This window comes from Marinobacter sp. M5B, assembly GCF_042604615.1.
GTDB classification, from domain to species: domain Bacteria; phylum Pseudomonadota; class Gammaproteobacteria; order Pseudomonadales; family Oleiphilaceae; genus Marinobacter; species Marinobacter salarius.
Window position 1 is genome coordinate 3183583 of the sequence record NZ_CP156894.1, and the last position, 25886, is coordinate 3209468.

Consider the following 25886-nt stretch of genomic DNA (forward strand, 5'->3'; position numbering starts at 1 on the left):
GGAGACCAACCGATGAGCCAAAGTGAGGCCCGATTTACCGTCCGCAGCCTGATTGTCACTGCCATTGCCACCATCATCGTTACCATCGTGGTTTTGGAGGCCAGCGGGCGGATTGATCATGCCGAGAATAAGGATCATGTGCCGGTGGGGGAATTTGAGGCCGTTCACATCAAACCTGGCGAAGAGTTCCGCATGTCGCCCAAGTCATCGGAACTCCACGCTGTCTGCGAACAGGGGTATCTGGCCATCGCCGCCGATGTGGACCCGGAGTTCCGGGGCATCCTCGTTGATTACAAGAACCGGGGCGTACGCTGCAGCCGAGGCCCGACACCCGCACACGACAGGCCTGTCAATGAGGGCCAGGAGCCAGCAGACAATGGCTGACAGGAACAAAAAACCGGGCCAGGCGCTGGACCGTCTGTTCGCCACTGAACGGGAAACCGGAGAATTCCGGTTTGACACATCGGTGGCTCGGGTATTTCCGGACATGATCCGGCGCTCAGTACCGGGTTACACCACGATTATTCCGATGATTGAAGTGATCACCGAACAGTATGCCCGCCCGGGCAGTCACTGCTACGATCTCGGCTGCTCTCTCGGCGCCTCCACTCTGGCCATGCGCCATGGCATTGGGGACCGCGACTGCACCCTTACAGGCGTGGACAACTCGGCTGCCATGATTGAGCGTTGCGAGCATTATATTGCTCTGGACGACCACCCATTGCCGGTTTCGCTGCGGTGCGAGGACATCCTCGACACCCCGATTGAGAACGCGTCGGTGACCACCCTGAACTTCACACTGCAGTTCGTGGCGCCAGACAGACGCGCAGAACTGATGGCTCGCATCGCCGACGCCACACTGCCCGGCGGAGTACTGATCCTCTCCGAGAAAATTCGCTTTGAATCCGATTCCGAGCAATCGACACAGACCCAACTCCATCACGAGTTCAAACGGGCCAACGGCTATTCCGACCTGGAGATCAGTCAGAAGCGTTCCGCCCTGGAACAGGTACTGATACCGGAAACCCTGGCCGAACACCGTGAGAGACTGATAAACGCAGGATTTAGTCAGGTTATGGTGTGGTACCAGTGTTTCAACTTTGTCTCCATGCTCGCCATTAAATCGCACTGAACGGAGCCTCCATGACGACCTTCAACTGGCAGGGGTGCTTTGCCCCGCTGCTTGACGATCTTGATAGCCGTGGCCTTGAGCGCTGGCGAAAGCAACTGCAGCAACAGCTACAAAAGCGCTTTGACGACAACCCTCATGGGGATATTGCCCGATGGAACCGGGCTCTGGACACCCTGCCCCACATTGGTGATGCCACGGCGAACCTGAACCAGTCGGCCATTACCCTGAACTCCGACCAGCCCCTCAGCACAGAAGACCGTGCAAAGCTCGAAGAAGGGCTGCGAGGACTGATGCCCTGGCGTAAGGGCCCGTTCGAATTCTTTGGCACCTATATCGATACCGAATGGCGTTCTGACTGGAAATGGGACCGCGTCGCTCCCTACCTGTCAGACCTGAGTGGTCGGCAGATACTGGATGTCGGTTGCGGCTCTGGCTATCACTGTTGGCGCATGCTGGGCGAAGGAGCCGGCCGGGTGATTGGCATCGACCCAGGACTGTTATTCCTGTTCCAGTTTCTCAGCGTCAAACAGTATGCAGGCCAGGAGCAGCGCATTGATCTGCTCCCGGTGCGCGTAGAGGATCTGCCGCCAAAGCTGGAAGCATTCGACACCACTTTCTCAATGGGTGTGCTCTACCACCGTCGCTCACCACTTGATCACTTACTGGAACTGAAAGACACACTCCGCCCGGGTGGCGAACTGGTGCTGGAAACGCTGATAGCGGATGGGCCGGAAGGTTACAGCCTGATGCCGGAGGACCGCTACGGCCAGATGCGCAACGTCTGGTTCCTGCCCAGCTGCGACACTCTGTTGCGCTGGCTGGACCGAACCGGTTTTTGCAACGCCCGCGTGGTGGATGTGACAGAAACCACGATCGAGGAGCAACGCAGCACTGACTGGATGCAATTCCAGTCGCTGCAGGACTTTCTCGACCCGGACGACCCAACGAAGACCGTGGAAGGTTATCCGGGTCCGAAAAGGGCGACGGTTATCGCGGACAAGCCCTGAAGGTGTCCGCGACAACCCAGGAAGGTTACTCGCCGAAGGGGTGGCGCAGAATGACCGTCTCTACCCGGTCAGGACCGGTGGAAATGATATCGATCGGTGCTTCGATCTGCTCTTCCAGGAAACGGATATAGGCCCTGGCGTTCTCCGGTAACTGGTCCAGGCCTGTCAGCCCGACCGTGCTCTCCTGCCAACCCGGAAGATCCGCATACACCGGCTCAATGTCCTTGTAGGTATCGCAACCGATCGGCGGGCGGGTAATCTCCCCGTTAGGCGTTTTGTAGCCAATGCACACCTTCACCGTATCCATGCCATCGAGCACGTCCAGCTTGGTCAGGCAGATGCCCGATACGCTGTTGATCTGGATGGCGTGGCGCAGTGCAACCGCATCAAACCAGCCACAACGGCGTGAACGCCCGGTGGTGGTGCCAATCTCGTTGCCCTTGACCGCCAGGTGATGGCCCATATCGTCAAACAGCTCGGTCGGGAACGGACCGGAACCGACACGAGTGGTGTAGGCCTTGGTGATCCCCAGCACGTAATCCAGGAACAACGGCCCAAAACCAGACCCGGTAGCCGTGCCGCCAGCCGTGGTATTTGAGGAGGTGACGTACGGGTAGGTACCCAGATCAATGTCCAGCAGCGAGCCCTGCGCACCTTCAAAGAGGATGTGTTCGCCGCGCTTGCGAAGGTCATGGAGGATATCCGTGACGTCGGCAGACATGGGCAGAATTTCCTCGCCCATGGTCATCAGTTCGGAAAACGCCTGATCAATGTCTTCGGGCTCTTCCTTGAAGTACTCGGTCAACACGAAGTTATGGTACGACATGATTTCCCGGAGCTTCTCTTCAAAGCTCTTCGGGTCACACAGATCTCCAACGCGAATCCCACGGCGTGAAACCTTGTCTTCGTAGGCCGGCCCGATACCGCGACCGGTGGTGCCAATTTTGTCGACACCTCGCGCTCGCTCGCGCGCCTGATCGATACGAACATGGGTCTTGAGGATGACCGGGCACGCCAGACTGATCTTCAAACGCTCCCGCACAGCAACCCCATTGCCTTCGAGTTCGCGGACTTCCTTCAGCAACGCTTCCGGAGAGAGCACGACGCCGTTGCCAATCAGGCACTGGACATTCTGGCGAAGAATGCCAGACGGAATCAGATGAAGGGCGGTTTTCTTACCTTCAATAACCAGGGTATGGCCGGCATTGTGGCCGCCCTGAAAGCGCACCACCGCCGCAACCTTATCGGTCAGCAGGTCAACAATCTTGCCTTTTCCTTCATCACCCCACTGGGTGCCCAGCACTACAACGTTTTTACCCATGACTCTCTCTCAGTGCGGCCCCGCCAATTGATGGGGTGCCCGCAGGTTTACCTGTAAATGAGTGGCCCGACCCCGAAGGTCATCAGTCCAACTGCTCCACGACCCACTGGCCGTCTCGCTTCACCAGGGCACGATCGCAATTGCGCGTGCCAGGATCAACGCCCTCGTCTTCCGGCAGGGCGCGGATAACCGTCTCCGTCATCCGCAGGCCGGAAATCACGCCATCCAGCGCAGGATCTTCGGTGGCTGGCGCCCATATGGCCTTGCCAGCGCGGCCGGTTCGCTGACCAAGTGAGACCAGCGCACGGATATCAAGACTAAAGCCCGTCGCCGGACGTGCACGGCCGAAATCACTGCCAATGGCATCGTAGCGACCGCCCTTGGCAACCGCGTCACCATGCCCCGGCACATAGGCCGCAAACACCAGCCCGGTATGGTAGTTGTATCCTCGAAGCTCACAAAAATCGAACCCGAAGCTTACCTCTGGATAGCTCGCGGACAGCATATCCGCCACTCGATCCAGTTGATCCAGCGCCTGACGAAGCGGTTCCGGCGCCCCTTCAAGAATGCGCTTTGCCTCACGCAGGGCATCCTTCCCACCGCTGACTCTGGCCAGCTCTCTGAGCATGCCGCCAGCAGAACCCGGTGGGCACCCGCCCAGCAATTCATCCAGTTCCGGCACAGACTTACGGGCCATGGCATCAAAGATGGCCGCGCCGGTATCGCGATCAAACCCGGCCTCTCCAACCAATGTCTCGTAGATCGCGACATGGGCAAGATCCAGATGGATTCTGGGCAAACCCGATACACGCAGGGTTTCAAGCATCAGGCTGATCACTTCCAGATCCGCCGATTCGGAGGCGCTACCAAACAGCTCGCAACCCGCCTGGATGGGCGTGCGCCCTGTCAGCATATGGCGCGGTCGGGTGTGGAGCACATGGCCGGCATAACACAGCCGCGTAATACCTTCCTGGCCAAGGGTATGGGCATCAATGCGTGCTGCCTGCGGCGTCATGTCCGCACGCAGCCCCATCATCCGGCCGGTCAGCTGATCAGTCAGCTTGAAGGTCTGAAGCTCCAGGTCGTGCCCGGTGCCCGTAAAAAGTGATTCGAGGTATTCGATCAACGGCGGGATAACCAGCTGGTAACCCCAACGCTGGCAGGTATCCATTACATCCCGGCGCAGGGATTCAATCTGTCCAGCCAATGGCGGAAGGATGTCTTCCACGCCATCAGGCAGTAGCCAGCGATCAGATACTGTCATGAGATTCGGTTGTCCGTTCTGTCCCGGGGCGGAAGCTTCTTGCCGCGAGAGTGCACAGGATTTAGGGCGATGCTCGGGGAAAGATAAAAACCCGAACCAAAACCGGCAGAATTTTACACTGTTGGCAGACACAAAAAAACCGGAATACCGAGGTATTCCGGTTTTGTCACTACCATCGTCGTGGTTAGCGGTTTCCCTGAGGGTCCTTCAGGAACTTCAAGAAGTCGCTATCAGTGTCGATGACCATGATGTCGTCTTCATTGGCAAAGGTGTTCTGATAGGCTTCCAGACTGCGGTAGAAGCTATAGAACTCGCTGTTAGACCCATAGGCATCGGCATAGATCTGGGCGGCCTGAGCATCACCTTCACCACGCATTTCCTCAGCCTTGGCAAAGGCTTCCGCCAGGATAACGGTGCGCTGGCGATCAGCATCCGCGCGAATACCCTCCGCCAACTCGCGACCGCGGGAGCGGAATTCCTGCGCCAGTTTCTCGCGCTCGGTCGCCATTCGACGATAGACGTTCTGGCTCACCTGCCCCGGGAATTCAATGGCTTTGACGCGGATATCCACCACTTCAATGCCAAATTCCTTGAGCGACGTTTCGTTCACCCGGTCACGCAGGGTGTGCATCAGCTCGTCACGCTGGCCGGAAACGACCTCGACCATGGTCCGAACACCGAACTCATCCCGAAGGCCGTTATCCACGCGAGACAACAGCAGCTCGGAGGCGCGGTATTCGTCACCACCAGTGGCCCGGTAGAACTGATCCACGTTGCGGATTTTCCAGGCGATGTAGGAATCGACGTCCAGCGGCTTCTTCTCGATGGTCAAATACTGACGCGATGGAAGATCCGTTGTCAGCAATCGGATGTCGAATTCCCGGACCTGATCAATGACCGGCACCTTGAAGTGAAGCCCGGCTGAAATATCCGTTTCGATCAACTCACCGAACCGCAGCAGCACGCCACGATGGGTTTCCGGGATAATGTAAACACTGGAGAGCGTAACCAGTACGACAATCAGGGCGCCTGCAAGGCCCACAATACTTTTGGGTCCCATCATTATCTGCTCCTCCGAACGCCACTATCCTGCCTGCCACGCAGCTCCTGAATCACCTGATCTGACAGGGTCTTGATGTCGATGTCACTGCCGGAGCTTCCGGAACCGCTCTGGCTGCCGGTGCTGGCACCGGAACGGTTAGTCAGCCTATCCAGAGGCAGGTACATCATATTGTCGCTGCTCTGGGTGTCCACCAGCACTTTGCTGGTATTCGACAGAACCCCTTCAAGCGCCTGGATGTACATACGCTCGCGAGTGACTTCCGGCGCAGTCTGATACACACCAAGAACCGCCAGGAAACGTGAGGTTTCACCACGGGCACGCTCAATCACTTCTTCCTTGTAGGCCGCCGCTTCCTCGGTCAAGCGCTGTGCCCGGCCACGAGCCTCGGGGACCACTTTATTGCGGTAGGTTTCAGCTTCTTCCTTGACCTGCTGCTCGTCCTCACGGGCGCGCTGCACTTCACGGAAGGCATCCTGCACCGCATCGGGTGGCTGAGTGCTCTCGACGTTTACACGGACAATGGTCAAGCCAGTGCCGTATTCTTCCAGGAAGCTCTGCAGGCGCTGCTCCACGCGAACGGCCAACTCGGCACGACCTTCCGTCAACACGTCATCAAGTGTTGAGCTACCAACTTCATGGCGCAAGGCGCTGTCAGTAGCAAACGCCAATGCCTGGTTGGAATCACGGACGTTCAGCACATAAGCCTGAGCATCACCAACACGATACTGGACCTGAAGGTCGACAGAGACGAGGTTCTCGTCCTGTGTCAGCATCTGGCCTGTAGATTCCGCATTCCGGACGTTCGTCACCCGGACCAGATAAACGCTATCGATCAACGGAACCTTGAAGCGCAGACCCGGCGTTTCAGTACGACTGAACTCGCCAAAGCGAAGCACAACCGCACGCTCCTGCTCGTTCACGGTGTAGAACGATTGAAAGACCACGTATCCGGCAAAAATGATGGCCGCCAACGCCAGGATGGCACCAAAACCGCCGGCGCCACCCGAGGACGAACTGCCGCCACTGCCTCCGGACTTGTTGCCCTTGCCACCCAGCAAGCGATTGAGCTTGTCGAGACCCTTTTTTAGCGCCTCGTCCAGGTCCGGTGGGCCCTGGTCATTTCCGCCACGACCACCACCAGTACCCCAGGGGTCATTGTCGTTGCGGTTTCCACCCGGTTCATTCCAGGCCATAGTGTTCTCCGTTCCAAACTAATCGAATGGCTGCAAATACTAGGGATTTATAAGCGCCCCGGCAATAGCACAGCCGGCCTATGTACGTTGTTCTTCAAGCCTTACATCATTTTCGCGCACGCCAGCGCGGCTCAAAAGCTGTAACCAGTCACGATGCTGAAGGCGTACTTCCAGTACCGAATCCCCGCTATCGCGGTGACTTTCCGTCACGACAGAGCCCGCTTCATGCAAAAGCGCCCGCAACTTGCCGTCCGTCGGGCCCAGCAGTACGAATTGATGGATCACGTCCTCCGCCAATCGTTCGACGATGGTATCAAACAGGCCTTCAAGACCTTCCCCGGTGACCGCAGAAACCCAGACACGCACGGGAACGCCATCTTCGTTGCGCTCAACCCGCGGCTGGAAGTTATCCAGCAGGTCGATCTTGTTGAAAACCTGCAACACCGGAATCTCGTCAGCACCTATTTCTGCCAGCACTTCTTCCACCTGCTCCATGTTCTCGTCACGCCGGTGATCGTGGCAGTCGATTATGTGGAGCAGAATTGAGGCTTCGGTGGTTTCTTCCAGGGTGGCACGGAAGGCTTCAACCAGCTTGTGGGGAAGATGACGGATAAAGCCGACAGTGTCGGCCATTACGACCGGGCCAATGTCAGGAAGTTCCAGGCGCCTCAGCGTCGGGTCCAGGGTCGCAAACAGCTGATCCGCCGCGTAAACGGTTGACGTTGTTATGCGGTTAAACAGCGTGGACTTGCCCGCGTTGGTGTAGCCCACCAGTGAGACGGTTGGAATATCCGCACGCATCCGGGCCCGGCGACCCTGGTTACGCTGTTTACGGACCTTTTCAAGGCGGCGATGAATGGACTTGATACGCTCCCGCAGCAACCGCCGATCCGTCTCCAACTGGGTTTCACCCGGGCCACGCAACCCGATACCACCCTTCTGGCGCTCAAGGTGCGTCCAACCCCGAATAAGGCGGGTCGACATATGCTCAAGTTGAGCCAGTTCCACCTGAAGCTTACCTTCATGGGTGCGAGCACGCTGAGCGAAAATATCCAGGATGACGCCCGTGCGATCGAGCACACGACAGCTCAGCTCACGCTCAATGTTTCGTTCCTGGCTGGGGCTGAGTGCGTGATTGAAAAGCACCACATCCGCTTCGTTGGCGGTCACGGCATCACGAATTTCTTCCAGCTTCCCCTCGCCGACAAACAGTCTCGGGCTGGGCTGCTTGCGCGAGCCGGTGACAACACCTACGGGTTCGACACCGGCAGACCAGACCAGTTCACGGAACTCGCCCAGATCCTCAGCTTCTTCGTGTGAGGAAAACTCGATATGAACGAGAATCGCCCGTTCACCAACGTCGGGACGCTCAAACAAGTAGTAACAACTCCAAATCAGTCAGACTGCACCTGTCACCAAAACAAACACCCGCGGCCCTGGGAGCCTTTTCGGGCCCTTCGGGAGCGCGGGTAACAACACCGGTGTGCCCGGATAAATCAGTCTTCAGATTCTTCTCCGCCCGGAGCCTGTGGCGGAATACGAACGTTCCGCGCGGGCACCACAGTGGAAATGGCATGCTTATAGACCATCTGGCTGACAGTGTTTTTCAGCAAAATCACGAACTGGTCAAAAGACTCGATCTGGCCCTGAAGCTTGATACCATTGACCAGAAAGATGGAAACCGGAATGCGTTCCTTGCGTAATGCATTAAGGTAAGGGTCTTGTAGAGAGTGCCCTTTTGACATGTGTTTTCTCCTGTTTATAAGTAAAGGCAGATCGTCAACTTCAATTGTTAAATGTGGTGCGAAACTCAATAATTTTCAAGGCAGTGTCGGACATAAGTTTGTCGCCACTATCCAACCAGTCCACATCGGACCACTTTCGCAACCAGGTCAGCTGTCGCTTGGCAAGCTGCCGGGTAGCAGCAACGCCCTTGTCTACCATGGTGTCGTAATCATAATCACCGGCCAGATGTGCCCAGCCCTGACGATATCCGACACAACGCATGGAGGGCAGGCCAGCATTCAGATCACCCCTGGCCTTCAGCGCCCTGACCTCATCAAGAAAACCCGCATTCAGCATGGCGTTGAAACGCAGGGCTATTCTTTCATGGAGCACCCGCCTCTCGGCGGGAGCCATCGCAAGCTGCACTACAGTATACGGAAGAGACGGCGATTCGTCTGCCTGCCATTGGGTGAAATAGGTGTAATCCTCAATGCCATCGCTGTTCTGACGGTTCTCTGCCTGGCCTCTGCTCGCCTTGTCCTGCCATATTGAGGAAATCGGCCGTCCCGTCAGACGAATCACCTCAAGTGCCCGAATAAGTCGCTGCCGGTTATTCTGATGAATGAGACCCGCCGCCACAGGGTCCTGTCGCTCCAGCTCCTGGTGAAGGGCACCCCAGCCTCGCTCCTTCGCCTCCTGCTCAAGGGCCTCCCGGACGACTGGATCAGCAGACGGCAGGTTGGACATACCATGCAGCAATGCCTTGAAGTACATCATGGTGCCACCCACCAACAACGGAATCCGCCCCGCTGACACAATGTCGTTCATTTCACGCAGGGCATCGCGACGGAAGTCCGCTGCCGAGTATGTTTCCGCCGGGTCGCAGATATCAATTAACCGGTGTGGCGCCTGGGAGAGCTCCTCGTGCGAGGGCTTGGCGGTTCCAATATCCATACCCCGGTAGATCATCGCCGAATCAACACTGATGATATCGCAGGGCAGGTGGCGACAGAGCTCGATGGCCAGGTCGGTCTTGCCCGAGGCAGTCGGGCCCATCAGGCATATGGCCATGGGCTTGGTGCCTTTAGCGGTTGATGCCGTCATACCGGTGTTAACGCCCGCGCAGGAATAATTTGTCCAGCTCCGAGAGGGTGACCACAGTCCAGGTGGGCCGACCATGGTTGCACTGACCACTGCGCTCGGTGGCCTCCATGTCCCGCAACAGGGTATTCATTTCCGGAATGGTCAGTTGCCGATTGGCACGCACGGAACCATGACATGCCATGGTACCAAGCAACTCATGTATCACCGCCTCCACACGGTCGCTTTCGCCGTTCTCAATCAGGTCAGACAGCACATCCCGAACCAATTGCTCGGTGTCCGCCCCCCGCAACAGCGCAGGCACCTGCCGCACAGCGAGAGTTTCGGGGCCAATGCGCTCCACCCTCAATCCCAACTGCAAAAGCTCTTCACCATGAGTCTCCGCCAATGCCGCCTCTTTCTGGCTGACAGCCAGGGAAACCGGCACCAGCAGCGGCTGACTCTTGAGGTCCTGCGCCTCCAGCGCACGCTTCATACGCTCATAGGTAATACGTTCATGGGCCGCGTGCATATCCACCACGATCATGCCCTGACGGCTCTGGGCCAGGATATAAATTCCGTGCAGTTGGGCAATGGCGTAGCCAAGCGGCGGCTCATCACCGCTGTCCTGCGGTGGCGTAGGCGCCGCAACGGCCAGATCACCGGAGTCAGCCATCGCGGGCTGCGCCCCGGTTCCACCGCCCCCGTTCAGGGACTGGTAGAACGCCATTTGATCGCGGGCCTGCCATTCAGGCTGCGGGGGCCTCGGGCTCCCTGAGAACCCGGCATGCTGCGGGCTGCCGCCGGAACCTGTAAACGGATCGGAGGCGGGCTGGTGATTGACACCCGGCATGGCAGCCTGAACGCCAAAACCACCGGTTGCCGTACCGGCCTCCCGACCGTGGGACTGGGCTACCGCTCCCTTGAGATGATCATCCGGGCGTACATCTGCCAGCGCCTTGTGAAGCGTCCGGAAAATAAAATCGTGAACCAGGCGCCCATCGCGGAAACGCACTTCGTGCTTGGTGGGGTGAACATTCACGTCCACGTTCGCGGGATCAACCTCCAGATACAACACGAACGCCGGGTGACGGTTGTTGTAAAGCACATCCCGATAAGCCTGGCGCACGGCATGCGCTACCAGCCGGTCCCGTATCACCCGCCCGTTGACAAAAAAGTACTGCAAATCCGCCTGACTGCGGGAAAAGGTCGGCAGGGCAACCCAACCCCAAAGTTTCAATCCCGTAGCCTCAGCATCAATCACCACGGCGTTGTCGATAAACTGCTGACCGCATAGAGAGCCAATCCGCCGCTCCCGGTCCAGCGGATTCTCAGCCGGCCTGAGGCTCTGGACCACACGCTGGTTATGTCGAAGCGTAAAACCGGTGTCGAAACGGCTCAGGGCCTGGCGGCGAATGCATTCTTCAACATGGTTGAACTCGGTCTTCTCCGTACGGAGAAACTTGCGTCGGGCGGGCGTGTTAAAGAACAGGTCCCGGACCTCCACCGTCGTGCCCACCGGATGGGCCGCCGGGGAAATACTGGCGTCCATGTCGCGCCCTTCCACTTCTACCTTTGAGGCCGCCTCCTGGCGCTCTGTGCGTGATGTCAGTGCCAGCCTGGAAACGGAACTGATACTGGCCAGGGCCTCCCCCCGGAAACCAAGGGACGCCACTGCTTCAAGGTCTTCGAGATTTTCAATCTTGCTGGTGGCATGACGGCTGAGCGCAAGGGGAAGGTCCGTCTCGTCTATGCCCATGCCGTCGTCACGTACCCGGATCAGCTTGACACCCCCCTGCTCCACCTCGATATCGACCCGGCGGGCACCGGCATCGAGCGCATTTTCTACCAGTTCTTTCACGACCGAAGCCGGGCGCTCAACCACCTCACCGGCAGCAATCTGGTTGGCCAGGCGGGGCGTCAGTAATCGAATGGAGGGCATGTTACCAGGGGACCTCGTGTCAGGATGCAGGAATACGAATGGTTTGCCCTACCATAACACGGTCATCATTGAGGCCGTTATACTGCATCAGTTCGCTGACGGTTGTCTGGTTCTCCCGAGCGACACCTGAGAGCGTATCCCCCCGGCGAATCCGGTACTGACTGACACTGCCATCGCCACGGCCGTTCTGCTTCTGCCACGCCAGCAACGTGCCTGGCGGGGGCGTTTTCTGGAAGTAGTCATCGATACCCCGAAACACCGCCTGGGACAGTTTTTCACGATACCAGGCACTGGAAAGGTTCTGCTCTTCCTTCGGGTTCGAGATGAATCCCGCCTCAACGAGAACCGATGGAATATCCGGTGATTTCAGCACCGCAAACGCAGCCTGCTCAACGCCTTTCTTGTGAAGCTTGGCGACACTGCCAAGCCTGCCGAGGATAGAGTCCCCGACACCGAGGCTGGAATTGATGCTGGCGGTCATGGAGAGGTCCAGCAGCACACCCGCCAGCATGTCATCTCGACCATCAAGGGACACCCCACCGGCACCCCCGATCAGGTCTGAGCGGTTCTCGGTCTTGGCCAGCCAGCGGGCGGTTTCACTGGTGGCACCCCGCTGTGACAACGCAAACACCGAAGCACCACGGGGCTGAGGCGTGCGAAAGGCATCGGCGTGGACCGACACAAACAGGTCGGCGTTGTGCTTCCGGGCCAGCAGTGTGCGGCTACGCAAATCGATGTAGTAGTCACCGGTACGGGTTAGCTTGGCGGTATAACCCGGCTTGGCGTCGATCAATTCCGCCAGGGTTTTCGACATTCTCAACACCACGTCCTTTTCTCGGGTGCCCCGGGGGCCGATTGCTCCCGGGTCTTCGCCGCCGTGGCCGGCATCAACCACCACGATAATATCCCGCTTGCCGTTGGCGTTTTCGGTGACAGTTGGCTCCGAAGGCTTTCGAGCCTTCAGACCACCTTCGTCAATCAGGTCAACGACCAACCGGTGACCGTACTGCTGATTGGGTTCGAGCTGAAAGCTGCGCGGCTTGATGTCACTCTTCAGATCGAGCACTACCCGAAGATCATTACCGTTGCGCGGGGCGCTGCGGATACGCTTTACGGGACTGCCCGAGAGATCGAGCTTGTCAAAATCGGCCTTGAGCGTCGTGTTCTCAAGGTCAATCACCAGGCGCGAAGGCCCGGAAAGGGCAAACACCTTGTGATCAATCTTGTCGGCAACATCCAGCACCAGCCGGGTATGGTCCGGCGCGGGCCAGATCCTCACGCCTTCCACGTTAACGCCCGCCATTGCTGCCATAGGAAACAACAGAGTCAGCATTACACTACCGGCCAGGCACCATCTGGAGAACATTCTTGCCATCATTTTCCTGCCCACCTGCACTGATCACACATAATTAACCTCGAACACTCGACAACGGTATTGCCGCAAGCCTGGCCTGCAGCCCCACACCCACAGCCGTTGCCGCCGAGACAAGCGCTTTACGCCCATCTCCACTGACACTCAAGCGTATCCAAAGGTCAGGATCCGGAAGGATTCCCTGACCCCGCTCGGGCCACTCAATCAAACAAAGGCTCTGGCCCTGAAAGTAATCACGTATACCCATGTACTCCAGCTCCTCCGGATCACCCAATCTGTATAGGTCGAAGTGGTAAGCGGGAGGGCTCAGGTGCTCATACGGCTCCACAATGGTGTAGGTCGGACTTTTAACAGCCCCGTCATGGCCAAGGCCACGCATGACTCCACGGCTCAGGGTCGTCTTTCCCGTACCCAGGTTGCCCTCGAGAAATACAGTGGCTCCCTGTCCGGCCTGAACCACAACGGTAGCGAGCCCCCTTCCAAGGTTTTCTGTTGCCACCTCATCCTTCAGGAACAGCGAGAGCTCCTGCGCTGCAACGTCCATCATTCGTCTCCACCACCGCCAACCGAACGACGATCCGGCCAGCGCTCAGAATCCACCAATACCTGTGACAGGGCCTCAATAACATCCATCGGCAACAGCCCCATATAACCGCGGGTTTCCGACGCCAGGTCCGCAGCCGCCAGATGCAATGCAGCGCCTGCCGAGGTTGCAACACGGGCATCCTTCAGTTGAGCGTACAAACTACCCAGCACGCCCGAAAGAACATCCCCCATGCCACCAGTCGCCATGCCAGGGTTACTGCCGCTGACAACGTCCGGCACTGCACCTCCGCCTGCCACCACCGTTCCGGCCCCCTTAAGTAGCACAACTCCGCCAAACATCTGAGAGATTCGCCCGGCAGCGCCTACACGATCCTCTTCAATTTCCGCCACATCACACGCCAGAAGCCGCGCCGCCTCTCCAGGATGCGGGGTAAGGATATGATTGTGTGCCGGCTGCGCCACCCTTGAGGCCATCAGGTTGAGGGCATCTGCATCGAGCACCCTCGGCTTACCGCTCGCAACCACCTGCTGGAGCATCTGCTGCCCCCAGGCACCCTGGCCGATGCCCGGACCACAGACTATGACATCCGCCGCTTCAATCAACGGCGGCAGTTCAGAACCATGAATCAGCCCCTGCACCATGACCGATGGACAGCGCGCGAGGGCCGGTGAGACGTATTCCGGGCGCGTGGCCAGCGTAACCAGTCCGGCACCGGCTCTTGCCGCTGCTTCGGCTGCCAACAGGCCGGCACCGCCAAAACCCCGGTCCCCGGCCACCACGAGCACGTGCCCGAAACGACCCTTATGCGCGGTTCTTGATCGCCTGGGGATGACCGAACGAATCGACCGCCAGTCAACCCGGCGAGCAAAAGGCTGCTGACCGCTCTCGGAGGCCCAGTCATCGGTATCCAGGGACTCGAACAGGATGTCACCCCCACACTCAGCCCCCTGCCCCGTAAACAGTCCGGCCTTGAGCCCAATAAAGGTCACTGTTGCATCAGCCCGTATCGCCTGTCCGACCACCGCTCCAGTGGTTGCGTTCAGGCCGGACGGCAAATCAATCGCCATTACGGGCGCAGGCGCCTCATTGCACGCGTCGATCATCGCCGCAAAGGGCTCCCTGGGAGCGCCTGTTACGCCGGTTCCCAACATGGCGTCCACGATTAAACCGACGCTGGCAATTGATCGCTGCGCATCGCCGCTACCAAGATCCGCAAGTTCCCGCACTTTTACCCCATCGGCCACGGATTTTTGCCAGGCCTTGCGGGCATCACCAGATAATTTTCCCGTCGGCGCAACGGCAATACAGTCCACATCCAAACCATGGCGTACGGCATTGGCCGCCACCAAATAGCCGTCACCGCCATTGTTGCCGGCGCCACACAGCACCAGAACCCGGCCCGGCTCAGGCCAGTTGCGTACCAGCCTGCGAAACGCACCGGCGGCTGCGGCCTGCATCAGGTCAAATCCGTCAACCCCTTGTTGATCAATTACATAGCGATCAATCTCCCTCACCGCATCGGCGGAGTAGAGGTCTTCTGGTAAACTATGACCACCAGACAGGGGCATGAAAATCGGCTCCCGCTAAAGAATTCGGATTAAGAAAATCGGCCAGATACCTGTAAAGAATAGCAAAACAGCGGAAAAGGTCATAACTTAATCAAATTAAACTTCATTACCCTTCGGGCCGCCGGGAAAACCGGTTGCCACTCGACTGGCACTCCATGACCGAATCGATCGATCAAAACCTCGAACATCTGCCGGAACATATCCAATCCTGGGCCCGGGAACTCGGCTTTAGTGATGTCGGCATTACCCTCCCGGACACCGGTGCTCACGGAGCTCGCCTGAAGGACTGGCTCCGCAAGGGTTTTCACGGCGAAATGTCGTATATGGAAGATCATGGCGACAAACGCTATACCCCCACCTCACTGGTGGAAGGAACGCAAAGAGTCATTTCCGTGCGGCTGGACTACCTGCCTGCGCCCGATAACCCGGGGCGAATACTCACTAACCCCGAGAAGGCCTACATTACCCGCTATGCCACTGGGCGTGACTATCACAAGCTGATGCGCAAACGACTGGCGACCCTGGCAAAACGCATTGACGAGGCAGTATCGGGATACGATTACAGAGCTTTCGTAGACAGCGCTCCTGTGCTCGAAAGGGCCCTTGCCCAGCGCGCGGGCCTGGGCTGGATTGGCAAGAACAACATGCTGATTCATCCAAAAGCGGGGTCGTTTTTCTTCCTCGGAGAAATCTTTACCAGCGCGCCATTACCGCTGGACGAACCGTTTGAAAAGGAACATTGCGGCAGTTGCGCCGCGTGCCTGGACATCTGCCCCACAGATGCCTTTGAAGGCCCCCACAAACTCGATGCCCGCAAATGCATCAGCTACCTCACCATTGAACTCAAGGGCAGCATTCCGGAAGAACTGCGCCCCAAAATGGGTAACCGCGTGTTCGGTTGTGACGACTGCCAACTGGTCTGCCCCTGGAACAAGTTCAGCAAGCCAACGGCGGAAAAAGACTTCCAGCCCCGCCATGGCCTGGACAACAGCGAATTGGCTACGCTGTTCCTCTGGACGGAAGAACAATTCCTCAAACGCACTGAAGGCTCCGCCATCCGCCGCACCGGTTACGAGGGATGGCTGAGGAACCTGGCGGTGGGCCTTGGCAATGCGCCTTCAACCATCCCAGTGATCGAAGCCCTAAAACAGCGGGCTGACTTTCCGTCAGAGATGGTTCGGGAGCATGTGCACTGGGCCCTTCGCAGGCACGGCCTATAGCTTGAAAGCGCCGCGGCCTACAGTTGGAAAAAGTGTTCCCGGTAATGCCGCAGCTCCTCTATGGAGTCGCGAATGTCGTCCAACGCCAGGTGACTGCCTTTCTTCTTCACCCCGTCCAGCACATCCGGCCGCCAGCGCCTCGCCAGCTCCTTGATGGTACTCACATCCAGATTGCGGTAGTGAAAGAAGGCTTCCAGTTCCGGCATGTACTTCACCAGGAAGCGACGATCCTGGCCGATGCTATTGCCACATAATGGGGACTGCCCCGGCTCGAGATACCGCTGCAGGAATTCCAGGGTTTTCTGTTCGGCATCGATCTCGCCGTACTTACTGTCCTTTACCCGCTGGGTCAGTCCGCTTTCGCCATGGGTCCGCGTGCACCACTCGTCCATTTCACTGAGCAGTTTGTCTGATTGGTGAACGGCAATCACCGGCCCTTCTTCAATCGTGTTCAATTCAGAATCCGTAACGATGGTTGCTATCTCGATGATGCGCTCTTTTTCCGGGTCTAACCCCGTCATTTCCAGGTCAATCCAGACAAGGTAGTTGGCTTCTGGCATTCGGTGACTCCCAGCCTTCCAATGCGTGCATGGGTGGCCGGTCACTGCTTCCCGGGATACGCTACAAGCACATCCATGTGCGCTCGACTGAAACCATCCCTGGTTTCAGACGCTCCCGGGAAGCAGTGACCGGCCACCCTCGTAATATTGGTAATATATCGGCCAATCCCGACAGAACAAACAGGCTCTGACGAAATCATTCACGTATGATGTTACAGCAATCACCATTTCCCAGCAGGAATTAACCGACCCACGATATGGCTAAACGTCGACTCAACAAGCAGCAGCAGTGGCGCATCAAGAAAATTCAGCAGGAGCGGGCTGCACGGGCGGCGAAGAAAGAAGAATCCATCAGCGAAAAGCTGGACGCTGGTGATCTCGGCCCGGAGCAACAAGGCCTTGTTATCGCTCACTACGGCCAGCAACTCGACGTGGAAGCCCTGGAGGGGGAAGACACCGGCACGGTGCTGCGCTGCTTTGTGAGAGCGAACATCGACAGCCTGGTAACTGGCGACAAGGTGATCTGGCGCCCAGGCAGCGACAATACCGGCGTCATTGTGGCGCGTTGCGACCGTCACACCCTACTGCAACGGCCCGACAACTTCGGCGCACTCAAGCCCGTCGCTGCCAATATTGACTACATCATCCTTGTGATCGCCCCCGAACCGGAACCCCACGACAACCTGATTGATCGTTATCTGGTGGCGGCCGAGAGCACAGACATTCCGGTCATCATCCTGCTCAACAAGACCGACCTGGTGACTGACCAGAATCGGGAAGCAATCGACCAACTTCTGGCTCGCTACGAAAAGCTCGGATATCGAATAGAACGCACCTCCGCAAAAACCCTGGAGGGTGAGCAGGCGGTTAGGGTTGAAGACCTGGTAAAAGGTCAGACTAGCGTATTCGTGGGTCAATCGGGAGTTGGCAAATCGTCCATTATCCAGACGTTATTGCCGGAAGCATCGATCCGGGTAGGCGCGGTCTCGGAGAGCACCGGGAAAGGGGTTCACACCACCACGACCGCCAAACTTTTTCACCTCAACTGCGGAGGCGACCTCATCGATTCGCCGGGTATCCGGGAGTTCGGACTGTGGCACATGACACCACAAGAGATCGAGTACGGCTTCCGGGAGATACGAGACCTGATCGGTCACTGCAAGTTCCGCAATTGCAGCCATATGGGTGACCCCGGCTGTGCCATTGCGCAGGCTGCCGAGGATGGTCGCATCAGCACGGAGCGACTGAAAAGCTTCAACCGGATTCTTCAGGATATGGCGGAACAGCAGTCACGGGGACTGAAAGCCGACTGAACCGGCTTACCAGTTCAGCTCTCCGGGCTTGGGTTCTTCCTTCTCTTCCGCCCAGCTGCCTTCTTCCAGCCGTTTCATTGCCTCCTGCTGCTGCTCTTCAGAGGGGGCAGTCAGGTCAATCAAGGGCTCACCCGATCGACTGGCATTGCTCTGGATGCCAGCCGCTGTCTTTTTGTTCATCACGATAATGGAAATACGACGATTAACCGGCGCCTGAGGATCGTCCTGATCAAACAGCACCGAATCGCTCAGCCCCACAACCCGGCCAATTTGCTCCTGCCTGACACCGCCTGCAACGAGCGCTCTGCGAGCCGTGTTGGCCCGGTCCGCCGACAATTCCCAGTTGGTGTAACCCGGGCGACCGCTGAAGGGCGTGGAGTCGGTATGGCCGGTAATGCTCAGTTTGTTGTTGACGGTGCCGAGAGTCTTGGCAAGCTCAAACAGGATATCTTGAGAATAATACTTGAGCTCGGCCCGACCACTGTCAAACATGGGGCGCTGTGAGCGGTCGACGATCTGAATACGCAGGCCCTCGCTGGTGATATCGATCAGCAGCTGATCTTTGAACTCCTGAAGGGTTTCGCTCTGCTCTATACGGTCCTGAAGGTCCTGAAAGAGCTCCTCCATCTGCCGCTGCTCCAGAGTCTGCGCCAGCTCCTCCACAACCTGGTCTTCGATCTGGATATCGCTGCGCTCGATGTCCTCGCTGCTTTCGTTGATCACCGAGGCACTGCCCTCAAGATCCACCGGATTGGGAGACCCACCCTCAGTAAACCCGACCGGGTCCTTGAAGTAACCTTCCACAGCACGAATCTGTTCAGGAGACGCCGTTGCGGTCAGCCAGAGCACGAGAAAAAACGCCATCATGGCGGTAGCGAAATCGGCGAAAGCCACTTTCCATGAACCGCCGTGGTGCCCAGCCGCAACTTTCTTTTTTCTCTTTACGATGATTGGCTGTTCTTCCAAGAAACTGCTCCTGACGGCTCTTGCTCAGACTATTTTGAACGCACGTGGTCGTTGAGTTCCTGAAACCCGGGCCGCTTATCCGACGGCAGGGCCTTGCGGCCGAACTCGATGGCCATCTGCGGCGCCTGGCCCGACACGGTGGCAACGATTGCGGATTTGGCGCATTCGTAGGCTTTGATCTCGTATTTGGCGGTGTGCTCCATGGCAATGGAGGTGGGGCCAACGAAGCCATACCCCATCCAGATTCCGAGGAACGTTCCCACCAGCGCCGCCGCCACGCTGAGGCCAATTCTTTCAGGGCCCTCACTCAGGAAGTTCATGGTGATAACAATACCGAGCACGGCTGCGACAATCCCGAGGCCTGGCAGAGCATCGGCTATCTTGTTGACAGCGTGGGCTGGCTCTTCAAGTTCGTGCTGACGACTCTCGATCTCATTTTCCATCATGCCTTCGAGCTCATGGGTTGCCATGTTCCCGGAACTGATAATTCTCAGGTAGTCGGTGATAAAGGCCAGCAGGTACTTCGACTTAATAATGGCGGGGTAACGGCTGAAGATCTGGCTTGACTCCGGATTGTCGATGTCTTCCTCGATGGCCATCACACCCTGTTTCCTGGATTTGTCGAAAACCTCGTACATCAGGCTGAGCAAATCCATGTAAAAGGACTTGTTGTAGGGAGAACCCGTCAGTTGGCTGAGGACACCTTTCGCCACTTCCTTGATGGTGTGCAGGGGGTTGGCAATGATGAATGACCCCACTGCAGCGCCGCCGATAATGAGTATTTCCGTGGGCTGCCATAACACCAGAAGATTACCACCATGGAGGACATAGCCCCCGAGGACGCTGGCAATGACAATGACTGCACCGATTATGAGTAGCATGGATTGAGAACACACCTTCTATGATTTCTGTCAGGCTAGGCGCCTGAAGCGGAGCCACCTGGCCGGCCTGCACAGATAATAGCAAGCAGCGGACCGAACCGCGAAGATATGAAACAATTTCTATACACACCCCGCGATTTGTTAAACTTCGCGCCTTTGAGCGCCAAGGATCACTTTCCAATGTTCGACAAGCTGTTTGTAATGAGCCAGTACATAACGCCGCAACTCGCGGTTTCACGCCTTGCGGGCCGACTTGCGGACAATGAAAGCATGCCCGGGCTAAAGGATCGTGTGGTGAAGTGGTTCATCGGCCGCTATGGCGTCAATATGAACGAAGCGCTGGAACCGGACCCGGCGGCCTATGCAAGCTTCAACGCCTTTTTTACCCGCGCCCTGAAACCCGGCCTGAGGCCCGTGGACGAGCGAGAAAGCACTCTGGTCAGTCCCGTTGACGGCGCCATCAGCCAACTGGGTCAAGTCAGCAATGATCGGGTATTCCAGGCCAAGGGCCAATCCTTCAGCCTCAACGAACTGCTCGGTGGCGATGAGGAGCGGGCGGCAAGCTTTACCGATGGCGAATTCGCCACCATCTACCTCTCCCCTAAGGACTATCACCGCATTCATATGCCGCTGGCCGGCACACTCCGGGAAATGGTGTACGTTCCCGGCAAGCTGTTTTCCGTCAACCCGACCACCGCGGAGAACGTGCCCAACCTGTTCGCCCGAAATGAGCGGGTTGCCTGTCTATTCGACACCCCCGCAGGCCCAATGGCCCTGGTGCTGGTCGGCGCAATGATCGTGGGCAGTGTCGAGACGACCTGGGCTGGCGTCGTGGCACCCGGCGGGGGTGAGGTTTCCGAGAGTCGCTATGACAGCCTCAAAACACCCATCCAGTTTGAAAAAGGCGAGGAAATGGGACGGTTCCGCCTGGGCTCAACGGTGATCATGGTTATGCCCAAGGGCGCTGTGAAATGGAACGCCAATCAGGTAGCAGGCGGTACGGTGCGCATGGGTGAAGCTTTCGGCGACATCAACACCGGTCAGCCGGGAACGCAATAACGCCGGCCAACTCATCAAGCCCCAACTTCAGCATCAACAGGCGGTCCAGGCCCAAGGCCACTCCGGAACAATCGGGCACCCCCGACTCCAGGGCCGCCATGAACGACTGGTCGATGGGCATCTCGGGCTTTCCCACTCTGCGGCGAGCCTGGTTGTCCGCCTCAAACCGACGCCTCTGCTCGTCGGGATCGGTCAGTTCCCAGTAGCCATTGCACAGCTCCACACCGCCCACGTAGAGCTCGAAACGATGAGCCTGCCGCACCCCGGACCGTTCAGACACACGGGCCAGTGCAGCCTGGGACTCCGGATAACCGGTCACGAATACCGGCCCAACGCCCGCCAGTGCCGGCTCCACCTGAGAGCTCATCAGCAGATCCAGATAATCGTCACGAGAGAGGCCATCCAGCTGGGATGGTTCCATCCATTGTTCGCAACGCTCTGACAACTCGTCATTACCGGCCAAAAACGGATCAATACCCGCGAACCGGACAAACGCATCGCGATAATCCATGGTGCGTGGCGGCTCACAACCCAGCCAGCCACAAACCAACTCGGAGACCTCTTCCATCAGATCGACATCCGTAAAACCGGGCCGGTACCATTCAAGCAGGGAAAACTCAGGGTTGTGTCGCCGCCCGAACTCACCGTCGCGAAACACCCGGGCGATCTGATAAATAGGGCCGGATCCAGCCGCCAGCATCCGTTTCATGTGATATTCCGGGGATGTCTGCAGCCACCCGCCCGCTGGGCGGACTCCGATCGAGGCGGGATTCGCGGAGATACTGTCAATATTGATATCAGTAACACCATGCCGGCCAAGCACGGGCGTCTCGACTTCCATCACATCACGTTGCGCAAAAAAGCCACGCACCCAGGCAAGCTGTTGTGCGCGGCTTTTAAGAGCCACCTGTGAAGCCGAGGGCCGCCACTGAAGGGAGTCAGTCACCAGGGCTCCAATCAGCTGTTTTTGACCCGGTTGACGTATTCACCGGAGCGAGTGTCCACCTTGAGCACTTCACCAATGGTGATAAATAGTGGCACGTTGACAACGGCACCCGTGGAAAGCGTCGCCGGCTTGGAGCCACCCTGGGCGGTATCGCCTTTCATACCCGGATCCGTGTCCACCACTTCCAACTCGACAAAGTTGGGCGGGGAGACTGTCAGAGGCGCGCCGTTATAGAGCGTTACGGTATAAACATCCTGCTCTTTCAGCCATTTAAGCGAGTCACCAACCGCCTTGGCATCCGCCGGAAACTGCTCGAAAGACCCGTCGGTTTTCATGAAGTGCCAGAATTCGCCATCGGTATACAGGTACTCCATTTCCAGATCGATCACGTCAGCAGCTTCCAGACTCTCGCCGGATTTGAAAGTGCGTTCCCACTGCCGGTTGGTCATCAGGTTACGCAGTTTTACCCGGTTGAATGCCTGCCCTTTGCCGGGCTTTACGAATTCGTTCTCGAGAATGATGCAGGGGTCGCCGTCCAGCAAAACCTTAAGACCGCCACGGAATTCGTTGGTAGAATATGAAGCCATGAAATTATCACCTGAAACGATGCTTTTGGAAATTCGAAGCTGGCTATGATACAGCGAACCGCCACCCGTATAGAAGCCCGCCCCGTCGATCACGCTGATCACAGCTGGCAGCGACTGCTCTCGGAGTCCGTCACTACGCCGGATGCCCTCCTGCGCCGGCTTGACCTTGACCCGGCAGCTTGGCTCCATGGCGCGGACGAAGGCCACCGATTGTTCCCCATACGGGTACCCGAACCCTATCTGAATCGAATCACGAGGGGCGATCCCGACGACCCCCTGCTACGTCAGGTGCTGCCTTTATCGTCCGAAGCAGACACCTATCCCGGGTTTGTCTCCGACCCACTTCAGGAAAGTGGCTCGATGCCAGCGACCGGGCTGATTCGCAAGTATGATAGCCGCGCCCTGTTAATGGTGACCGGGCAATGCGCCATCAACTGTCGCTACTGCTTCCGCCGCCACTTCCCCTACGAGGACCACCGACTGTCGCCGGAGGACCGGTCGCAGGCCCTCAAGGCCCTCTCCGACGATACTCGCATAAACGAAGTGATTTTCAGCGGGGGCGACCCGCTGGTGGCGAATGACCGGCTGCTGTCGGCCTGGGCGGAGGCACTGGCAGCCATCCCACACATCCGCAGGCTGAGAGTCCATACCCGACTGCCCGTCGTCATCCCCCAGAGGGTGTCTGATTCGCTGATCGCGTGGCTCTCGGGCTCACGCCTGCAGGCTGTCGTTGTCATCCACGTCAATCATCCCGCCGAACTGGATGCCGACACGCAACAGGCCCTCGGGCGACTGAAAGCCGCGGGCGTCACATTGCTGAACCAGAGCGTGATATTGAAAGGCGTGAACGACAACGCCAGAGTGTTGGCGGAACTCAGCGAGCGATTGTTCGAGTGCGGTGTACTGCCCTATTACCTCCATGCCTTCGACCCAGTGGCCGGCGCCCACCACTTCGAAGTTAGTGACGACAAGGCTCGGGACCTGGTACGGCAACTGATCACAGTGCTGCCAGGTTTCCTGGTACCCAGGCTTGTCAGGGAGATTCCGGGCCAGCCTGGGAAAACACCATTGGACCTGTTTGCGTGACCCATTTGGCAATGTTGGCCCAATTTTACTTGTTAAACATTGTCAACTCGTGCTTTTCTCGCTTTTTGTTGTGCGTTTGCTATTTTACAGTGCAGAAAGCGATAACAATAAAAACCGATATTCGCGGCGTTTTCCGATTAAAACACGCAGGCGTTACCAAGATACGCCTGTAGTTCGTGGTGCAACCCGGAGTACCTACCGTGGTCCAGACAATTGGCGTGATAGCATGGAAGGCATGATTCTGAAGCCCGATCTCCGCGTTCCTGAACAGAAGACGGCAAGTCTCTCTTTTTGCCAGACTTCCCCCAAAGCCTTCAGGGACTGGGTAAACCAGTTACCAATGGCGAATATTGGGGAAGCTTCCCGGCAGCTCTATCACGCCATCATTGAACTCAATCATCTGTTTATCGCGCCTCAGCAGCGGCTGCAACTGCTGGAACTGATTCGCCCGAAGATTCACTTCGTCTGCTCCGAACTGTCTCGCCACTACCTTGGCTTGGCCGTTGCCCTACCGGAAAAACAGCGCAAGGTTGCCAATCTGTCCCAAGCCCTGCAGCTCCATGCCGCCAGCGGCTACAAACTGTGTGTGCTTGAGTTCCTGGACAACGGCGGCCTAGACAAAAATCGCAAGGCGGTCTCGACAGCGATTCACCGCGCCATCTCAGAGTTGGCGGCTACGATCGTAAGGGCCCATCAACTGTATTGCCCAAGCCCTGCGCAAAGTTGGCTGGAATGTCATCGACTTTTCCGATTCGCCCATCGCAACAAGATTCAGGGGCTGTCCGTCGACGACGATACTCTGACCCATCGCCGTGGAAGCTCCGTGGAAGACTGCTACAAGCGCATCCTGCTGCTAGGCTGCGCCCGCCCCAATCAACTCCGGCAAGGCGAGTTGGCGCAGGTTTACGAGCTGTTCGAGAACTGGACCCACCTGGTTTCCTGCGGACCCGAAACCGATAACGACAGCCTGTTCGTGGTAAACATGGAGCGGGACACCTCGCCGGTCTACCGCAGCCTGCTGGAACAAAAGCCGGGTAACGACTGCTACAACTTCGACACTCGGGAATTATCAGAACAGATCACGGACGCCTTGCACGCCCGCAACAGACGGGATGGTGGGTCCAGCGAACTTGAGCTGCCCTCCCGCATTGGCGACACACTTCTGACTCACCTGAGCCAGGCGCTCGGCATCCTTGCCAAGCGCAACTTCAATCGCATTGCCAGTCAGGGCACGCTCGAGATATGCGTAGGCCTGACCGCAACCCATTATTACGTGGCCGGCGAAAAAACGTTCAACGAGTTTGTCAGCGGCAACGACAACCAGAACGGCGACGACAACATGTTCCTGCGCTCGTCCCGGCAGAAACAGGATGCCTGGGCCGGCGCCCATGACGCCGGGCCCAACGACGAGCCATTGCAATCGGCAGATACGCCAATCAACTTCCGTAACAGTATTGGCGCCACACCAGACAGTGAAAGTGATCGAAGAAAACCCAAGCGCCACCATGCACTGCTGGTGAACACCAGTCCCGGCGGATACTGCGCCGCGTGGGAGACCAACGTCCCCTCCTCCCTTCAGGCGGGCGAGGTTCTCGGCGTTCGCGAGCAGTCAAACCACCCCTGGAGCGTAGCGGTTGTGCGCTGGATAAGACAGGTTCGCAACCAGGGCACACAGGTTGGCATTGAGCTTTTGGCCCCCAGTGCGGCGCCATGCGGCGTAAGACTGATTCAGAAAATTGGCAACAGCAGCGAGTACCTGCGCGGCCTCTTGCTACCGGAAATCAGCGTCGTTAACCAGGCAGCAACCCTAATCACACCGCGACTTCCGTTCCAGTCCGGCAGCCGGATTTCATTGCTTCATGACGGTCGGGAAGATCAGGGCACACTGTCCCGCAAGATTTCAGCGACCGGCAGTGTCAGTCAGTTTGAACTCAAGCTTCAGAGCGCCAGTGTAACGCCAGCCGGCGGCAATCCGCCGGAGGCAGGCACCAGTGAAGACGAGTTCGACTCACTATGGCCCTCGCTATAGCGCACCGTTACTGTGAACGGGCGCT

24 protein-coding genes are annotated in these 25886 nt (G+C 57.8%); 8 read left to right on the forward strand and 16 right to left on the reverse strand.

Going from position 1 to position 25886, the window contains the following annotated elements; all coding sequences use genetic code 11:
• Positions 1–12 precede the first annotated feature (12 nt).
• Genes AAGD24_RS14440 through cmoB form a run of 3 tightly spaced genes read left to right on the forward strand, consistent with a single transcriptional unit; the run spans position 13 to position 2139 of the window.
• Positions 13–384: a kinase gene (locus AAGD24_RS14440; RefSeq protein WP_075196529.1), complete on the forward strand. Its 372-nt coding sequence runs from the start codon at positions 13–15 to the stop codon at positions 382–384.
• Complete coding sequence (gene cmoA / locus AAGD24_RS14445; protein ID WP_036209747.1) at positions 377–1132, forward strand: carboxy-S-adenosyl-L-methionine synthase CmoA; 756 nt, start codon at positions 377–379, stop codon at positions 1130–1132. Before AAGD24_RS14440 ends, cmoA begins: the two co-directional genes overlap by 8 nt.
• 11 nt (positions 1133–1143) lie before the next feature.
• Positions 1144–2139 (forward strand): tRNA 5-methoxyuridine(34)/uridine 5-oxyacetic acid(34) synthase CmoB, encoded by a 996-nt coding sequence (gene cmoB, locus AAGD24_RS14450; RefSeq protein WP_085679786.1) that lies wholly within the window; start codon positions 1144–1146, stop codon positions 2137–2139.
• A gap of 25 nt (positions 2140–2164) precedes the next feature.
• Here the strand turns inward: cmoB and AAGD24_RS14455 are convergent, their stop codons facing one another.
• The 11 genes from AAGD24_RS14455 to AAGD24_RS14505 form a co-directional block, all read right to left on the reverse strand.
• Positions 2165–3460 (reverse strand): adenylosuccinate synthase, encoded by a 1296-nt coding sequence (locus AAGD24_RS14455; RefSeq protein WP_036209743.1) that lies wholly within the window; start codon positions 3458–3460, stop codon positions 2165–2167.
• A gap of 82 nt (positions 3461–3542) precedes the next feature.
• Complete coding sequence (locus tag AAGD24_RS14460; protein WP_036209740.1) at positions 3543–4724, reverse strand: ATP phosphoribosyltransferase regulatory subunit; 1182 nt, start codon at positions 4722–4724, stop codon at positions 3543–3545.
• Positions 4725–4908: 184 nt separating this feature from the next.
• The gene (gene hflC / locus AAGD24_RS14465; RefSeq protein ID WP_041336347.1) at positions 4909–5784 is read right to left on the reverse strand and encodes a protease modulator HflC; all 876 of its coding nucleotides are present in this window, start codon (positions 5782–5784) and stop codon (positions 4909–4911) included.
• Positions 5785–5786: 2 nt separating this feature from the next.
• Positions 5787–6980, reverse strand: coding sequence for an FtsH protease activity modulator HflK (gene hflK, locus AAGD24_RS14470; protein ID WP_041332407.1), 1194 nt, complete (start codon positions 6978–6980; stop codon positions 5787–5789).
• A gap of 78 nt (positions 6981–7058) precedes the next feature.
• On the reverse strand, positions 7059–8357 hold the full coding sequence (gene hflX / locus AAGD24_RS14475; protein WP_036209734.1) for a ribosome rescue GTPase HflX: 1299 nt from the start codon (positions 8355–8357) through the stop codon (positions 7059–7061).
• A 119-nt stretch (positions 8358–8476) separates the two neighbouring features.
• The gene (gene hfq / locus AAGD24_RS14480; protein ID WP_007154829.1) at positions 8477–8725 is read right to left on the reverse strand and encodes an RNA chaperone Hfq; all 249 of its coding nucleotides are present in this window, start codon (positions 8723–8725) and stop codon (positions 8477–8479) included.
• 40 nt (positions 8726–8765) lie between these two features.
• A complete protein-coding gene (miaA, locus tag AAGD24_RS14485; protein WP_127401720.1) occupies positions 8766–9809 on the reverse strand; it encodes a tRNA (adenosine(37)-N6)-dimethylallyltransferase MiaA in 1044 nt (347 codons plus the stop codon).
• A 7-nt stretch (positions 9810–9816) separates the two neighbouring features.
• A complete protein-coding gene (gene mutL, locus AAGD24_RS14490; RefSeq protein WP_075196532.1) occupies positions 9817–11727 on the reverse strand; it encodes a DNA mismatch repair endonuclease MutL in 1911 nt (636 codons plus the stop codon).
• A gap of 19 nt (positions 11728–11746) precedes the next feature.
• The gene (locus AAGD24_RS14495; RefSeq protein WP_041332406.1) at positions 11747–13102 is read right to left on the reverse strand and encodes an N-acetylmuramoyl-L-alanine amidase; all 1356 of its coding nucleotides are present in this window, start codon (positions 13100–13102) and stop codon (positions 11747–11749) included.
• Positions 13103–13136: 34 nt separating this feature from the next.
• A complete protein-coding gene (tsaE, locus tag AAGD24_RS14500; protein WP_075196533.1) occupies positions 13137–13643 on the reverse strand; it encodes a tRNA (adenosine(37)-N6)-threonylcarbamoyltransferase complex ATPase subunit type 1 TsaE in 507 nt (168 codons plus the stop codon).
• Positions 13643–15214: a bifunctional ADP-dependent NAD(P)H-hydrate dehydratase/NAD(P)H-hydrate epimerase gene (locus AAGD24_RS14505; protein ID WP_075196534.1), complete on the reverse strand. Its 1572-nt coding sequence runs from the start codon at positions 15212–15214 to the stop codon at positions 13643–13645. The genes tsaE and AAGD24_RS14505 overlap by 1 nt, the downstream gene beginning before the upstream one ends.
• A 155-nt stretch (positions 15215–15369) precedes the next feature.
• Here AAGD24_RS14505 and queG point away from each other — a divergent pair, with 155 nt between their 5' ends.
• Positions 15370–16434, forward strand: coding sequence for a tRNA epoxyqueuosine(34) reductase QueG (gene queG / locus AAGD24_RS14510; protein ID WP_036209717.1), 1065 nt, complete (start codon positions 15370–15372; stop codon positions 16432–16434).
• A gap of 17 nt (positions 16435–16451) precedes the next feature.
• On the opposite strand, the gene orn is transcribed toward queG, so the two are convergent.
• The gene (orn, locus tag AAGD24_RS14515; RefSeq protein ID WP_036209714.1) at positions 16452–16994 is read right to left on the reverse strand and encodes an oligoribonuclease; all 543 of its coding nucleotides are present in this window, start codon (positions 16992–16994) and stop codon (positions 16452–16454) included.
• A 257-nt stretch (positions 16995–17251) separates the two neighbouring features.
• On the opposite strand from orn, the gene rsgA reads away from it, so the two are divergent.
• Positions 17252–18307 carry a small ribosomal subunit biogenesis GTPase RsgA gene (gene rsgA, locus AAGD24_RS14520; RefSeq protein WP_091640967.1) on the forward strand — a complete coding sequence of 352 codons (1056 nt, stop codon included), beginning with the start codon at positions 17252–17254 and terminating at the stop codon, positions 18305–18307.
• 6 nt (positions 18308–18313) lie between these two features.
• Here rsgA and motB read toward each other — a convergent pair whose 3' ends face one another.
• Entirely contained in the window at positions 18314–19273 is a 960-nt protein-coding gene (motB, locus tag AAGD24_RS14525) for a flagellar motor protein MotB (protein WP_075196536.1), read from the reverse strand.
• Between the two features lie 29 nt (positions 19274–19302).
• The gene (motA, locus tag AAGD24_RS14530) at positions 19303–20154 is read right to left on the reverse strand and encodes a flagellar motor stator protein MotA (RefSeq protein WP_199480382.1); all 852 of its coding nucleotides are present in this window, start codon (positions 20152–20154) and stop codon (positions 19303–19305) included.
• A gap of 180 nt (positions 20155–20334) precedes the next feature.
• On the opposite strand from motA, the gene asd reads away from it, so the two are divergent.
• Positions 20335–21213 (forward strand): archaetidylserine decarboxylase, encoded by an 879-nt coding sequence (gene asd, locus AAGD24_RS14535; protein ID WP_126811982.1) that lies wholly within the window; start codon positions 20335–20337, stop codon positions 21211–21213.
• On the opposite strand, the gene epmA is transcribed toward asd, so the two are convergent.
• Together epmA and efp are read right to left on the reverse strand one after the other, a co-directional pair.
• Positions 21185–22159, reverse strand: a complete 975-nt coding sequence (gene epmA, locus AAGD24_RS14540) for an EF-P lysine aminoacylase EpmA (RefSeq protein WP_036209701.1) — start codon at positions 22157–22159, stop codon at positions 21185–21187. The genes asd and epmA overlap by 29 nt on opposite strands.
• An 11-nt stretch (positions 22160–22170) precedes the next feature.
• Entirely contained in the window at positions 22171–22746 is a 576-nt protein-coding gene (gene efp, locus AAGD24_RS14545; protein ID WP_036209698.1) for an elongation factor P, read from the reverse strand.
• A gap of 45 nt (positions 22747–22791) precedes the next feature.
• Between efp and epmB the strand changes: the two genes are divergently transcribed.
• A complete protein-coding gene (epmB, locus tag AAGD24_RS14550) occupies positions 22792–23832 on the forward strand; it encodes an EF-P beta-lysylation protein EpmB (protein WP_127401725.1) in 1041 nt (346 codons plus the stop codon).
• A gap of 226 nt (positions 23833–24058) precedes the next feature.
• A complete protein-coding gene (locus tag AAGD24_RS14555; RefSeq protein ID WP_136632987.1) occupies positions 24059–25861 on the forward strand; it encodes a GTPase in 1803 nt (600 codons plus the stop codon).
• Positions 25862–25886 lie beyond the last annotated feature (25 nt).